Source organism: Vibrio sp. B1FIG11 (genome assembly GCF_905175335.1).
Taxonomy (GTDB): domain Bacteria; phylum Pseudomonadota; class Gammaproteobacteria; order Enterobacterales; family Vibrionaceae; genus Vibrio; species Vibrio campbellii.
Window position 1 is genome coordinate 2,844,693 of record NZ_HG992751.1, and the last position, 13,998, is coordinate 2,858,690.

Here is a 13,998-nt window from a genome sequence, read left to right on the forward strand (position 1 = left end):
TGTCATGTTTGTTATTCGATGACCTTTTTGATCACCATCTGCTGCCGCTCATTGACTAGCGGCAACCGTTGTTCTAACCGCGACTTCCACATCAACGGTACGTTCACACCGTGTGCGTCTAATTGACGACTTTGCGGCCCTAGATACCAATAAGCGTCCACCAATTTATCCAGCGAGATAAACGCGTAAGGGTTGACTGGTGGTTTCTTCGGGATCAAATCGAGGAACGACTTTTGGCTTAACTTAGGCTGCGTTGTCGCATAGATACCATGTTCTGTATGACTGAACTCACTCGTCAGAATGTGCGGCCACACAGAAACGTAACGCTGAGCAAACTTCTGCTGAGCCAAATCACCAAACGTCTTATGCTTAGCCATAAAACCTAACGTCGGAGAACGCTTGAGAATGTGTCGCGCACCGACGAGCACCACAACGCCTCGGTCACCCTTCACCGCTCGCTTCTCGACGCCATCGACTAACGCTTGATCACGTTGGGCATTAATCTTTGCCAACTCTCCCGCATGCGCGATGTCTTGCCATTGGAAAGAAGGCTCTGTCAGCACAACGTTGATAGGCACCTTGCGCTGTGCATTCGCTGCTCTTAAACGTTGGAAGAACTGGCCATAACACGGGTGTAACCAAGCTGGAAACGCAACCGAATCCAGCCACACTGCAGCCAGTTCTGCATCGGTAATCGTCTCGCCCATTAGGTAATTGTTGAGTAAAGCTTGATGCTTGGCGTTACCAAACTCGATAAATAAATGGGAAAACATCCCATCGAGTTCCGCATCCAACAATACGTCGGTCATCTTTTCGAACAACTCGCCATACCAATGCGCTTCGCCAATCGCTAAAATGGCGCCAGCTTCCAATTTGGCTTTGAAGAAAGTCAGAGGAGAAATCATCCCCTCCAACTGAGCGTTCGATCTAGATTGTGTTGACGAATCAAACATCGAACCTCTCTCTTAGTTCTTTCACCATGTGGGTACCAATCAAACGCAGCATCTCTGGACGCATCATGTCACGGTGCAAACAGGCCACATCAACCACTTTGAGGTCGCCCTCCATGTACTTGAACCAGCCATTACGATCGAGGAACGACTCTTCTGGTGGCTTCTCAGCGTTGAAGAACAGCACATCCCCTTGGTAGTGATAATCGACCGCATCACGTACACGCTGGTTGTTGTTGATCACCACCTCAATCATGGCTGTGATGGTCTCGGTGCTCAGGTGCGCCATGGAAGAACCTGCATCTTGCAGGATGTCGATCACCTCTGGCTTAGTGATGCTGGAATGCGCGGCTTCATCAAACTCAACCCCCGCCATACGGATCAGTGCACCAAGCGCTTGCTCTTCTCCCGGTGGATGAATGGTTTGCCACTGCTCTGCAGGGTAAGAATCCAGTAACGTGACTAAGCCCACCTCTTGGCCTTGCTCTTGTAAGATGCCCGCCATTAGGTGAACAATCATGCCGCCAATTGACCAACCCAGAAGATGGTAAGGCCCAAAGGGTTGCTCTTCACGAATCGCGGCCACGTAGTCTTCTGCCATTTCCTTCATGCTCTTTGGTAGTGGTGCAGAAGGGTCACCAAGGTTACGAGCTTGGACACCATAAAGCGGAACATTAGACGGAATGATTGGCGTCAGTGCCGCGTAACACCAACTTAGGCCACCAGCGGGATGTACACAGAAGATAGCCGCTTTGCCTTCACGCTTACGCAGCGGTAACAAAATGCTCAGTGCATCATCACTTTCGCTGCCGTTGAGCTTGGCCGCGATACCGGAAACCGTTGGCGATTCAAATACCGCCGCCAGTGACAACTCAATCCCCATGATTTCTTTCACATGGGCAATCAACTGTGCAGCCAATAGGGAGTGCCCGCCAAGCTCGAAGAAGTTGTCATCCACACCGACCGAAGGTAGATCCAATAACTGACAGAACAACTTACACAAACGCTCTTCAACTAAGTTACTTGGCCCCTTGGTACCGACTTGACCAGACAGATCCGGCTTCGGTAGTGCGCTGCGATCCAATTTGCCGTTAGGCGTTAATGGAAAGGCTTCAAGCTCAACAAAGTAGCTCGGCACCATATACTCTGGCAGCGGCTCCGTGAGGTACGTTTGCAATGCATTGCTATCGATACCCTGCTCAGTATTCTCAGCGGTGACGTAAGCAACCAAGCGCTTGTCGCCGTCATTGTATTCCTGAGCCAACACCGCCACTTGAGCAACACTTGGGTGGTTGGCCAAGGCATTCTCAATCTCTTCCAGCTCGATACGGAAACCGCGGATCTTGACCTGAAAGTCACTACGGCCACAGTACTCAATAGCACCATCTTCACGCCAACGAGCCAAATCGCCCGATAGATACATTCGGCTGCCTTGTGGACCAAATGGATTGTCGATAAAGCGTTCTGCCGTCAGTTCTGGCTGACCATAGTAGCCTTGTGCCAATTGTCGCCCAGCAATGTACAAGTGCCCTACCACACCCGGCGGTACTGGGTTTAGTGCATCATCCAGAATGTAGATTTGCGTGTTCCACACTGGACGCCCGATTGGAATCGACGTGCCTTCGGTATTGGCTTCACTTGGCCAGTAAGTCACATCCACAGCCGCTTCTGTTGGGCCATAAAGGTTATGCAGAGGCGCGTTGAATGCTTGGTAATAGTGATTAACTAACTCGATAGGCAACGCTTCACCACTACAGAACACTTGGCGTAAGCTTTGACATAAATCGGCGTCCGCCTGCTGAACAAAGATTTGCAGCATAGATGGCACAAAGTGCAGCGTGGTGATCTTCTCGCGATGAATAAGATCTTGCAGATAAATCGGATCTTTATGCCCGTCCGGTTTCGCGATCACCAAACATGAGCCAACCATCATTGGCCAAAAGAACTCCCACACCGACACATCAAAGCCCGCAGGCGTTTTTTGCAACACGCGATCTTTCGCAGTAATCGGATATTGGTCATGCATCCATAGCAATCGGTTAACGATCGCATCATGGGTGACCACCACACCTTTTGGTTTGCCCGTCGAACCAGAGGTGTAAATCATGTAGGCCGGAGAGTGCGGCTCTGGCTTCACTTGCGGAGGCAGTGGCTCGACTCTTTTGTAAATGGTTGGCAAGGTGTCATCATCGACCAGCTTCACTTCCACACCTTGCGGCAACTTGTCTTGCAGTGCCGACGTAGAGAACACAAACTTAGGCGCAGAGGAATCTAGCATGTAGTGAATACGGCCCTCTGGATAATCTGGGTCCACCGGTACATAAACCGCACCTGCGGCCAGAATCGCCTGCTGTACAACGATCAGCTCTTCACTTCTTGGCACACACACCGCGATGCGATCACCCAGAGTAACGCCTTCTGCCGTCAGCCAGTTGGTCAGCGAGTAGACTTTTTTCGCTAACTCTTCGTAGCTGAGCTTTTGGCCTTCAAAGATTATTGCTGGTGAATGGGGGGTAAGAATACGCTGCCTTGCCAACAGAGCGGCTAACGTCGTCTCGGGTACCTCGTGGTCAGTGTCGTTCCAAGTTTCGATGACTTTCTCTCGCTCACCGGCAAGAAGAATGTTGATATCGCTGACTTGGCAAAGAGCTGGATCTGGATCTTGAGCTTGCGCGCTTGCAAAAAAGTCGCTCATAAAGTGGAACAAACGCTGCTGATGCTCGTGAATGTCTTTCTCGGAATACAGCTCCGGATTGGCATCCATATCGATATGAAGCTGACCACCAAGCTCGTAACAATAAAACGAGATGTCATCTACTGGACCGGCCGACAAGTTATGCGCTTTGGAGTTAAGCTCGCCAAATTTATGCTCGTATTCAAACGGCATGATGTTAACCAAGGGACCAAACAGGTTACGGTTGTCTTTTACCAAGTTAAGCTCACGGTGAAGCTCTTCATAACGGTAGCTTTGGTGACGACGAACCGAGGAAAACTCTTGGTTAACCTGTTTGATCAGCGTCTTAATATCCAAGCCTTGTTCAAAGCTGACGCGCACGGGCAAAATGTTCACGCGCATCGCTGGGGTTTGAATCGCAACAGAACCTAAACGCCCCATCAAAGGCACACCAAGAACAACTTCATTAGAACGCGTCATACGGTGCACATAAGCGGCAATGGATGCAATGAGCACGCTGTACCAGTGGGTGCGACACTGTTTCGCCAGTGATTCCATGCGTTGGAAATCATCGACTTCCATCGCGCCTTTTAAACGTAAAAAACGGTCTGACGTAACGGTCGGTTTGCCCGCGAGGTTGACGGTATCTGAATGGTCTGCGTAACGTTGAAGATAGAAAGCACGATCTTTTTGGTATTTCTCCGACGCTTTGTAGTCGTCGTCCTCTTTTAGCAAGGCTTGCTGGTCGACAAACTCGATCTTGTCGAATGGTTTCCCCTGAGCGAGTTGGCCATAAATATGTGCCACGCGTCCCGCCACCAAGGACATGCTGTAGCCATCAATCGCGATGTGATGCAGCGAAAGGAACCACACGAACTGGTCTTCTGAAAGCTTGAGCAATGCCATAACGAATAATGGGCCTTGCTCTAAATCGACAGGTTGTTTCAGCTCTGACTTCATCCAATCGACGGCAGCATCCAGCGGTGCATCCTGTTGTGAGAAATCGATTCGCTCTACCTGCCAGTTTTGGCGGTCAATCACCATGCGTGGGCCTTCGGTGGTGGTGACAAACTTAGCGTGTAAGGAATCTACCTCATCAATCGCCGTTTTAACCGCTTCAACAAAACAAGGCTCATCCACCTTGCCATCAATCACTAGGTATTCACCCGTCTTGTAAATTGGATTTTCTGGATCGCGCAACTGGGCAAACCAAATCCCGGCTTGGGCATCCGTCAGCGGCAACAGTTGCTCCGCTGTATAAGGTAAATCGTACATGTTCATTCCTTTGTTTTTCTTATTCTTTGGCTGCTAAGTCCGTTTCTTCTCGATCAGTTGCCACCAATCTTGCAAACTGGGTTTGGCAGCCAGTTCCATAAAACTCACATCAAGTCCCGCTTGTTGCCAATCACTCACCAGCGACATCATGCGCACGGAGTCCAAACCGAAATCCAACAGGCTATCTTCTGGTGTCATTTCATCGACTGGCACTTCTAGCAAAGCAGCCAATTGCTGAGTTAAGTGGGGCTGAGATTGAGGAATAGAGAAATCATCACCGACCAGTTCATCGGCACGGTTTATCTGAGACAAGAGCTGCTGTTTATCCAGAACATAACCGCAGCGGCCAGCAACGTAGTTGAGCGCCATGTCGTGATCATCAGAAGAAAAATCCGCTACCGCATCAGACACCATAAAGGCTTGAATATCGGTCATGAAGGCTTCTGCCGCGGTTTGCAAACAACCGATGTGAGCGTAAACACCAACGATGATCAACTGATCGCGTCCCGTTTCATCCATCATGGATTTAAGCGGCGTACGCTGGAATGCGCTGTAACGCCATTTGGTGTAAACAATATCTTGCTCGGTAGGCGCTAACGCAGGAAAAATGCGAGTAATGCTGTCGTCGGCTTTTAAACCCGGTCCCCAAAAATCCGTCAGCAATGCACGGTCTTCTTGCTTTTGGTCACCAGGTTGCGCTGTATACACCACGGGGATCCCTGCATCAATACAGGTTTGCTTGATCGCCTGAATGTTACGCGTCAGGGTTTGAATCAACTCGCTGTCGACATCATAGAAATTGAGGAAGTACTGCTGCATGTCGTGAATAAGTAACACGGCACGCTGGGGGTCTACAGACCAGTTAACACGGTTTTCTGGTATCGCCTTGGGCAATGGGTAACCAGAGAGAGAGGGAATGGCCATTGGGCTTGTCTCCAAAATATTAAAAAAGCTCAGCGTCCCAAAAGCCTTTGCGACGCTGGGTTGGTTAAACGAGTTCTAATAGCTTGTTTTTATTTATTTTTCCGACGGGGGTTTTCGGCAGTACATCAACAAAAATAACGCGATCAGGGATCTTGAAGTCCGCTAAGCCGCGATCTCTTAAAAAGCGTTTTATTTCAATCACTCTAGGATTCTGTTCTGGGCAAACCAAGGCTGCGCAACTGCGCTCACCTAAGTAATCATCTGGAATGGCAATTACGGCGGCATCGTGAACCGAGTCATGAGCAAGCAGATGGTTCTCGACCTCCTCCGCAGCGATTTTCTCTCCACCACGGTTGATCTGATCTTTATCGCGCCCCACCACCTGTAAGTTGCCCGCTTCGGTCAAAACGACAATATCGCCCGTGCGGTAGTACCCTTGCTGAGTAAAAGAACGCTGATTATGCTCTGGCGCACGGTAATAACCTTGAATGGTGTAAGGGCCACGCACGAACAAAATCCCCTCTGTTCCTTGCTCAACGGGGTTGCCCATTTCATCAAGAACCAACAGCTCATCCGCAGGCGACATCGGCCGACCTTGGGTAGAAATGATTTCAGACTCGGGGTCATCCAAACGGGTGTAGTTTACGAGCCCCTCTGCCATGCCGAATACCTGCTGCAAGGTACAGCCCAACTCTGGTCGAACTCGCTTTGCAGCTTCTTCACTAAAACGAGCACCACCCACTTGCAACACTTCAAGGGACGTAATGTCATGTTCTGTTCGCGCAGCTTCATCCAGCCATAAGAGTGCTAATGGCGGAACCAAAGCCGCCACGGTAATTTGGTATTTCTCAATCAAAGAAAACGCCGTCTGAGGACTAGCATCTGGTGTTAACACCACAGTGCCACCAGCCATTAAACAGCCCAGTGCACCTGGCGAGCTAAGCGGAAAGTTATGCGCCGCAGGCAACACACAAAGGTAACGAGTTCGATCTGAGAACTGGCAAACTTCATTGCTGGCACGAACGCTATAGAGATAGTCGCTATGAGTGCGCGGGATCAGTTTTGGCGTGCCCGTAGTGCCACCAGAAAGTTGGAAGAACGCAAAGTCTTCTCCCTGTTCTTCATGCAGTTCTGCTTCGTTTGAATAAAGACTATCGAGCGCTAGGCTACCAGTAGGCATTTCGCTCGCTTCACCCGCCCAAACAATGCTGGTAAGGCTCGGTAATTCAGCCGCAACTTGCTGCGCGATATCAGCCGTGTTCACACCTCGCTGCGGTGCAGTAATCAATACTTTTGCCTTGGTAAAATGACAAAAGTATCGAATCTCCGAATAACGGTGCGCTGGCAAAGCCAGTACGGGCTGCACGCCAATTTTGAGTAGAGCGAAAAAGCTAAGATAAAACTCCCCAATGTTCGGTAGATGCAACACCGCTTTGTCTCCTGGTTTGAGACTCAGCTTGGTTTGGAAACCTGCCGCCAGTTGGTCGACCTGTTGCGCCAAAGATTGATACGTCCACTCGCGCTCGCCATCTACCAATGCCAATTGCTGTGGCAGTCGAATAGCGCTGGCTTGTAACATTTGTGGGATCGTTTGATCTGTCCAGTAACCAGCTTGGCGATATTGTTCTGCTCGCGCTTCTGGCCATGGGGTAAAGCCGGATGCTTGCATAGACTCGTGACTCATTGCACCACCTCCATGTTTTCACGGATCTCGATGCCCAACGCATTGAGTACAGTGCGCATCTTGTTACCGGTTTCTTCCAGCTCACTTTGTGGCTCAGAGCCTGCCACAATCCCAGCGCCCGCGTATACTTTGAGGCGTTTTTTCTCCACCTCCGCACAACGGATCACGACCACCCATTCACCATTGCCACGAGCATCAACCCAACCAACAAGACCGGTAAAGTAACCGCGGTCAAAAGGTTCAACATGGCTAATAAAATCGTAAGCTTGCGCCGTCGGATAACCGCATACGGCTGGCGTTGGGTGCAGTGCACTTGCTAATTTCAACACACTCGTGTTTGCATCCGATACCGTGCCCTCGATGCGAGTCGAGAGGTGAAGCATGGCTTTGGTTTCTATCACCGATGGCACCATTGGCACATACAGGTTATGGCACCAAGGCTGTAGCGCTTTCTCAACCGCATCCACCACCACAGCATGCTCATGGAGATCTTTTGCGCTCTCCATCATCAGCTCACCTTGCTGCTGGTTAATGCATTCGTTGTCACTGCGTCGGCGAGAACCCGCCAGAGGGTTGGAACAAACGTGTGGGCCTTTACGTGACACAAGCAGTTCAGGGCTCGAGCCCATTAAGTACGCGTCAGATTGACTGCCACCAATACGGGTAGAAAACGTGTAGCCACCTGGGTTTTGTTTGAGTAAGGTTTTCAAGAGGCGTGCGCGGTCAATTTCCTCTTCCGTATCGACCTGCATGGTGCGTGATAACACCACTTTATCCAGATCAATGTCCTCTCGACAGCAGCTTGTCGCCGCTAACTCAACACTGCGCATGTACTCTTCAGGAGCAGGAATCGGTTGGATCGATGAAGGTGGACAATCAGCAACCCCATCCACATCAGAAACTTTATCCGGTCTGATTGGTGACGTCGTGATAAGACGGTCTGGGACGATAAAGTGCACCGGGTTGTGTTCAGAGAACGGAATCACTCCCACCGCAATGGGGTTTTGGTTTCCCGCATCCTTTGCCGATTCAAGTAATTGACTGATGTGAGTATCTAACTCGGAGAATTTCACCTGTTGGGAAAATTCTGCGGCAATGCCTTGGGTAAGTAAGGTCACCGTCGGTGAGCTAAAAAAGAACGAAGCATCATCCGTATGAGCGTTAAGAAACTCGGTGAGCATAGTGCTACTTCCCATTGAGTTACGAAGCATAATCATCTCTCAAGCTTTATTAAACATAGCGTTCCAAATGAGATCCCTTCTCATTTGACGAGTGAGACTACACATACAAAATCAATTGTTCAAACACTTTTTGATAATAATTATCACTCGCATTATAAATAATTCTATAAATTAATCCCATAGTATGAATATGGGAAAAAGCAAATAATTACTTATAGTTAGATAACATAAGAGGAAAAATCACTGGACATAAAAAATGGCTGAACCCTTTTGGAATCAGCCATCAATCATTGATCGGATCAATGAATTTACGTAATAGGACGTCAATTAACCCTGATCGTTAAAGCCGTATTTTTCATCGCTCAACGTTCGTATTTCATTGAAGCGGTCTTGCATCTTTCCGCCAATTAAATCCACGCGTCTTTGCATCTCATTCACCCAATTTCGGTCTGCCATCACGTCACGAGGAAATACTGTCGTGCGTTGATTTGCTCCAAGATAAAGAAACGCATCAAACAATTCGCCCACTTGCGCATCCATCTTGTCCATAGCCGCTAACTTGTAACGGGCCTTCGGCAAGAGGTCGATAAATCTCAGCTCCGCAATTGGGCTTTGTTTCACGTCCAGCAGCGCTGGGGCTGACACACCGTGGAAAGTTTCCACTACTTCTGGCTCTGTCATTGGCCAAATTAAGTACGTGCTGTCTGGAAACGCTTGTTCCAAACGCGTCGCCAGTGGCCAAGCGCTGTCCCGCGTTTTTGCCACGTAATCCTTTGGCGCATTAACCAAATGAAAAGCGCCAAAAATCAACAGCGCTTTTTCTTGCTTGGCCATTCGCTCAGCCGCAATTTGATAGAAGTGATCGGTTTTATTTTTCGCCGCCAGTTTCCACACTTTTTCATCTTGAAGGCCTTGCCAATCAAAGGGGCTTCCGCTAAATGCACCTGAATCTTTTTCCCTTCAGGCAAGGTCGCATTGCGCGTTCTGATCGCCTCAAAAAAGTTTCGATACGCATCCGGCATCCAGGCCATAAAATAAATTGATCCCCTCAGCACCTCCTCCAACTGCGCTTGCGTCACCTCGCCACCAGCCAAATATTCATCCAGCACCGGCTGGTATTTCGCATTGCCAAATTCAACCACAATATGAGTAACCTGGTCAGAGAACGCCTCGGTCTTCACCAGTTCGGTAGCGTAATTCAGAAACGCATCGTTCCAATGGTAATCACCGATCCCAACAAAATTGTGTTGCTCGAACGCTTTTAAAATGGCCGCATTTGCAGGCTGGGCTTGTTTCACTACTTGCTCAATTTTCTGCTTGGGTAAGTCCACCTCGGCAGAGTGTGGTAAATACTCGCACCCAACCATTCCAACGAGCCCCACAGCCAAAAGCCAAGGTTTGATTTTCCAGCCAAATTTATTCATCAATTTCACGACCTCCTTGTTAATATCGCGACAACGATAACAAAAATCATTATCATCCATCCAATTTTGATTTGATACTTGTTGCACAAAAGGAGAAAGGAATGAGTGAAAACCGCTCAGAATTCAACGGCAAACTGTGTTTAGTGACCGGCGCAGGACAAGGGATTGGCCTAGCATGTGCCAAAAGCTTATTGGCACAAGGAGCACGAGTGATTGCCTGTGATGTCACTCAATTGGCACTCGATGCCTTCCAGCAGTCGCTACCAGAATGCCAACAATCAAATACGCTGCTTGTCCCTTTTGATTTGGCAGATTCAAATGCAATTCAAACCGCTTGCCACAACCTGGAGCAAGACCAGCTCATCCCAGATTACATCGTCACTTGTGCTGGCACTTTGCATCTCGAATCAGTTTTAGATTTGCCATTGGAAGCACTGAATAAAACCTTGGATGTGAACTTAAAAGGCGCCATGCTGCTCACACAACAACTGGCTAAAATTCTGGTCAAACACAGCAAGCAAGGCGCGATTGTGGCCGTCGGTTCCAACGCCGCAGACACACCACGCGTCAAGATGTCCGCTTACTGCACTTCCAAAGCTGGCCTGCACATGTGGATGCAATGTTTGGGGTTAGAACTGGCAGAGCATGGCATTCGCTGCAACATCGTCAGCCCCGGTTCAACCCGAACCCCAATGCAAGAGCAGATGTGGAATGAAGCTTATGGCGAGCGAGAAACAATTCAAGGCAACTTGGCCTCCCATCGCATGGGCATTCCGTTAAACAAGATTGCCGAGACCAAGGACATCACCAACGCGATTGAGTTTTTGCTCAGTGATAAATCAGGTCATATCACCATGCATGATTTGAGAGTGGATGGCGGAGCGACCTTCTGATCCTCCGCCGAACGGAAAGTTAACCGTAAAACTTGGGGTGCCTGCCCTTCTCTAGCTTGCGCCTCACCTTGTAGGACACATCACCTAACGTGATCTTGCCAGCGTTGTTGCGGTCGATCCCCGCGTTCTGACGATACGCGATCGACCCCTGTTTAAACAACACATGCGAATGGGGTTTACCAATGGCAGCCGGATAGAGAATCGCCATGTACACATCCTCAAGAGAGTCCATTCGACCACGGTACGGCAAGAAGTACGCTTTGACGTAATCGAGCTGCTCAATTGCGCTCATCTTGGCCAGTTTTTTTGGTGCTGGTACCCAGCGCCTCGGCCGTTGAAGGCATAAACTGAATCAACCCTGTCGCGCCACTTCCAGAACCATTTTTGATGCTCGGGCTAAACGTCTCTGCCGTTTCAAACGCCATGCAAGCCATTAGGTGGTTTGGGTCTATATTGAGCTCTTGAGAAATGTCGCTGACTTTGCTTTTAAACTCGGGCGAAACGCGATTACCCCAAGCTAGGGCATCAACAGGAGAGGAGGAAAAACACGAACAAGAAACATCATTTTTATTAGGGAATAAAGATAAAGGCGAGAGAGTGTTCACAACCTTCTGATTCTTACGCATCAGGCTGTTAGGAAAGGAAAAAACCTTATCTTTTTTGTGCTTAAGCTTTGTTATTTTTAGTAGCTTATACAATCGCTTAGAAACCGTTTTCACGATAAAACCACAGTGGGAAAACATTTGTAAAACTGTAGTCCATTTCTTACTTTTTTAACATCAGTATCAGTTGTGAAGCACAAAAGTGTGAGGTAAATCAGTGAGCTTTATAGAAAACATAAGACTGACAAATGGAGTTGTTGGAAAAGTATACTCAGCGTTTTTCTGTACGTTGAAAACAATGAGAGATTCGTTTATGAGTTCAAACTAAAATGAGTAGTGTTCATTCCGAGTCTAGCGCCCCTTAAACAGCACCCCTCTATGATGGCCAAGGTAATATTTATGGCTATTATGGACGTGAAAAGACATGTCTTCGTGTAGACCAAGAACTTCTGGTTTTTCTAGGTAGCGTGATATTAAAACTTTCCCTTTATCATCAAACGATATGAAACCGAGATCGAATGCTTTATCCAGATTAGGAAGTAGCAATAGTCCGTTGAACTTATCTAATCGTTCTTCGTTGTTGGAATCTCGCCACGGTTTAATATGCGACGCTAACAGTAATTGGGTATTCTTAAACCCGGTAACAGCGCAACCTCCCCACATATCAATGAGCTTGTTTCTAAAATGACCTTGTCCCATTCTGGTGTTTACCAAAATTGTCTTTTCAGTCGTACTTAGTTGTTTGTCATTCATTACATGCCGGATATCTGCATTCACATCAATTTGGGCTAAGTCAGCGAGAAAGGTGTCGTAGTGAGACAATGCTGCACTATACATACCCTTGCCTTTTATATCGCGCACTTGAAACTCTGGTAACTGCACCGCTTGTTTCTTATAACTCTTAAAGTCTGAATAAGACTTTATTTCTGTGATAGATGCTTCTATTTTTCCTTCATCCATCAACCAGTTAGAAATTGAACCACGGACTGCTCCTAAGTAGTTCTTTGCAGTTTTCTCTGATTTGCCCAAATCAAGTAACCATCGATAAAATAATGAAGATAAGTCTGATAAGTTGGAAACAAGCGCTTCTTTCAATTCATTCGAGACTATGTAGCTATTCATATATTCGAATAGCTCATCATCAACGTAAGCGTATGAAATGGCCTTTGATGAGTACCTTTTTGTATTTTCTATGGAATAGCCTTCATTATAAGAGTGATGCCAGAACCCCTCGCTTCTCAAAAAGAAAAAAGGGTTCTCAGGTGTGTTTCGATCATTTCCTATTGCTAAGTTTTCGAAGTGATGTGTGAATCGCTCTTTAAGAACAGAATTAAGTTCAATCTTGTTTGAAACGATATGTCCAGCCTGCATCAAATCTATAACGGTAAGAAGCATACATACTTTGTGAGGACTCTTTTTTCCGTTTGAACTATTCACGTTCAAATTACTGAATTTATCTACATAATGTTGAAGAGACACAACTAATCCTTCTCTTACTTTGACACAACCACAGTCTGCCAATGAACGTCATCACGCTTGAGTTGATCGTCACTGTCAGAAACATGCCTAACCATAAGCGCACTGTTCTTTGCCAACTGTTCTAACTCTTGAACGGAGACAGGATAAGCTTTGCGCCCATCGGTGAACTCACCATGGCGAAGACTTATGACCAATCGACCATTTGGTGCTAGTAGATTAGAGAGCTTACGGAAAGCGCGTTCACGATGAGACGTCGCAAGATGCATCCAAACCGCACTCACCAAAATAAGATCAAAGCGAAGCCCTAGGTTGGTGGTTTTCTCAAGCGCAGGCAAGGCATCATCAAGCCAAGTAACCGAATCACCCGTCTTAACTTTACCAAGCTCTAGTAGAGATGCGGCAGGCTCAAGAGCAATCACTTCACAGCCTTGCTCCGACATCCATTTTGCATCTCGCCCAGACCCTGCTCCCACATCCAATACCCGATCGCCAGCATGAGGCCAAAAACGCTGCCAGCTCGCGTGAACATTCTCAAACGTCGTCGAGTTATATTGCTCCGCTAATGAGCTCGCATTTTGGTTATAGAAATTAGAAGTTGAAGACATAAAGATAAGGCTGCAATTGAAGTGAACACATAGTAAGTGCTATTGATTGCAAAGACTAGAAGGTAGTGCAAAAGTTGTAGGAGACGTTGAGTTGGAAATTCTGATGCCTAAAACGACAAAACCCCGATAACTCGAGGAGCTATCGGGGTTTCTAAATAAATGGCACGCCCTATAGGATTCGAACCTATGACCACATCCTTAGAAGGGACGTGCTCTATCCAGCTGAGCTAAGGGCGCGCTACAGGGACAGGATTATACGAGTTCAAGCGCTTAAATCAACGGGTTTTCATAACATTCTGATCTGAAT

7 protein-coding genes, 1 tRNA gene and 3 pseudogenes are annotated in these 13,998 nt (G+C 47.8%); 1 reads left to right on the forward strand and 10 read right to left on the reverse strand.

Annotation, left to right across the window (positions count from 1 at the left end; all coding sequences use genetic code 11):
- Positions 1-11 precede the first annotated feature (11 nt).
- The 6 genes and pseudogenes from KHO06_RS13110 to KHO06_RS13135 all read right to left on the reverse strand — a co-directional run bounded on the left by KHO06_RS13110 (position 12) and on the right by KHO06_RS13135 (position 10,112).
- Positions 12-953: a hypothetical protein gene (locus tag KHO06_RS13110; protein ID WP_212581727.1), complete on the reverse strand. Its 942-nt coding sequence runs from the start codon at positions 951-953 to the stop codon at positions 12-14.
- Positions 946-4,899, reverse strand: coding sequence for an enterobactin synthase subunit F (locus KHO06_RS13115; protein ID WP_212581728.1), 3,954 nt, complete (start codon positions 4,897-4,899; stop codon positions 946-948). Before KHO06_RS13115 ends, KHO06_RS13110 begins: the two co-directional genes overlap by 8 nt.
- Positions 4,900-4,932: 33 nt before the next feature.
- Positions 4,933-5,823 carry an isochorismatase family protein gene (locus KHO06_RS13120; protein WP_038891826.1) on the reverse strand — a complete coding sequence of 297 codons (891 nt, stop codon included), beginning with the start codon at positions 5,821-5,823 and terminating at the stop codon, positions 4,933-4,935.
- Positions 5,824-5,887: 64 nt separating this feature from the next.
- Positions 5,888-7,507 carry a (2,3-dihydroxybenzoyl)adenylate synthase gene (locus KHO06_RS13125; protein WP_212581729.1) on the reverse strand — a complete coding sequence of 540 codons (1,620 nt, stop codon included), beginning with the start codon at positions 7,505-7,507 and terminating at the stop codon, positions 5,888-5,890.
- Positions 7,504-8,724: an isochorismate synthase gene (locus KHO06_RS13130; RefSeq protein WP_079401094.1), complete on the reverse strand. Its 1,221-nt coding sequence runs from the start codon at positions 8,722-8,724 to the stop codon at positions 7,504-7,506. Before KHO06_RS13130 ends, KHO06_RS13125 begins: the two co-directional genes overlap by 4 nt.
- 291 nt (positions 8,725-9,015) lie before the next feature.
- Positions 9,016-10,112 (reverse strand): annotated as a pseudogene (locus tag KHO06_RS13135) (hypothetical protein).
- A gap of 101 nt (positions 10,113-10,213) precedes the next feature.
- Between KHO06_RS13135 and KHO06_RS13140 the strand changes: the two are divergent.
- Positions 10,214-11,005, forward strand: a complete 792-nt coding sequence (locus KHO06_RS13140; protein WP_212581730.1) for a 2,3-dihydro-2,3-dihydroxybenzoate dehydrogenase — start codon at positions 10,214-10,216, stop codon at positions 11,003-11,005.
- Between the two features lie 19 nt (positions 11,006-11,024).
- Here KHO06_RS13140 and KHO06_RS13145 read toward each other — a convergent pair.
- From KHO06_RS13145 to KHO06_RS13160, 4 genes and pseudogenes are all read right to left on the reverse strand, one after another.
- Positions 11,025-11,748 (reverse strand): annotated as a pseudogene (locus tag KHO06_RS13145) (transglycosylase SLT domain-containing protein).
- A gap of 210 nt (positions 11,749-11,958) precedes the next feature.
- Positions 11,959-13,086 carry an HNH endonuclease gene (locus KHO06_RS13150; protein ID WP_212581731.1) on the reverse strand — a complete coding sequence of 376 codons (1,128 nt, stop codon included), beginning with the start codon at positions 13,084-13,086 and terminating at the stop codon, positions 11,959-11,961.
- Between the two features lie 20 nt (positions 13,087-13,106).
- Positions 13,107-13,691: pseudogene (locus tag KHO06_RS13155) on the reverse strand (class I SAM-dependent methyltransferase); the annotation flags it as partial.
- 160 nt (positions 13,692-13,851) lie between these two features.
- Positions 13,852-13,928 (reverse strand) — tRNA-Arg (locus KHO06_RS13160).
- Positions 13,929-13,998: the final 70 nt, after the last annotated feature.

Bases quoted from the DNA above. Each gene is read 5' to 3' on its own strand.
- KHO06_RS13130 (WP_079401094.1), bottom strand. From the start codon at position 8,724: ATGATTATGCTTCGTAACTCAATGGGAAGTAGCACTATGCTCACCGAG.
- KHO06_RS13120 (WP_038891826.1), bottom strand. From the start codon at position 5,823: ATGGCCATTCCCTCTCTCTCTGGTTACCCATTGCCCAAGGCGATACCA.
- KHO06_RS13110 (WP_212581727.1), bottom strand. From the start codon at position 953: ATGTTTGATTCGTCAACACAATCTAGATCGAACGCTCAGTTGGAGGGG.
- KHO06_RS13140 (WP_212581730.1), top strand. From the start codon at position 10,214: ATGAGTGAAAACCGCTCAGAATTCAACGGCAAACTGTGTTTAGTGACC.
- KHO06_RS13115 (WP_212581728.1), bottom strand. From the start codon at position 4,899: ATGTACGATTTACCTTATACAGCGGAGCAACTGTTGCCGCTGACGGAT.
- KHO06_RS13125 (WP_212581729.1), bottom strand. From the start codon at position 7,507: ATGAGTCACGAGTCTATGCAAGCATCCGGCTTTACCCCATGGCCAGAA.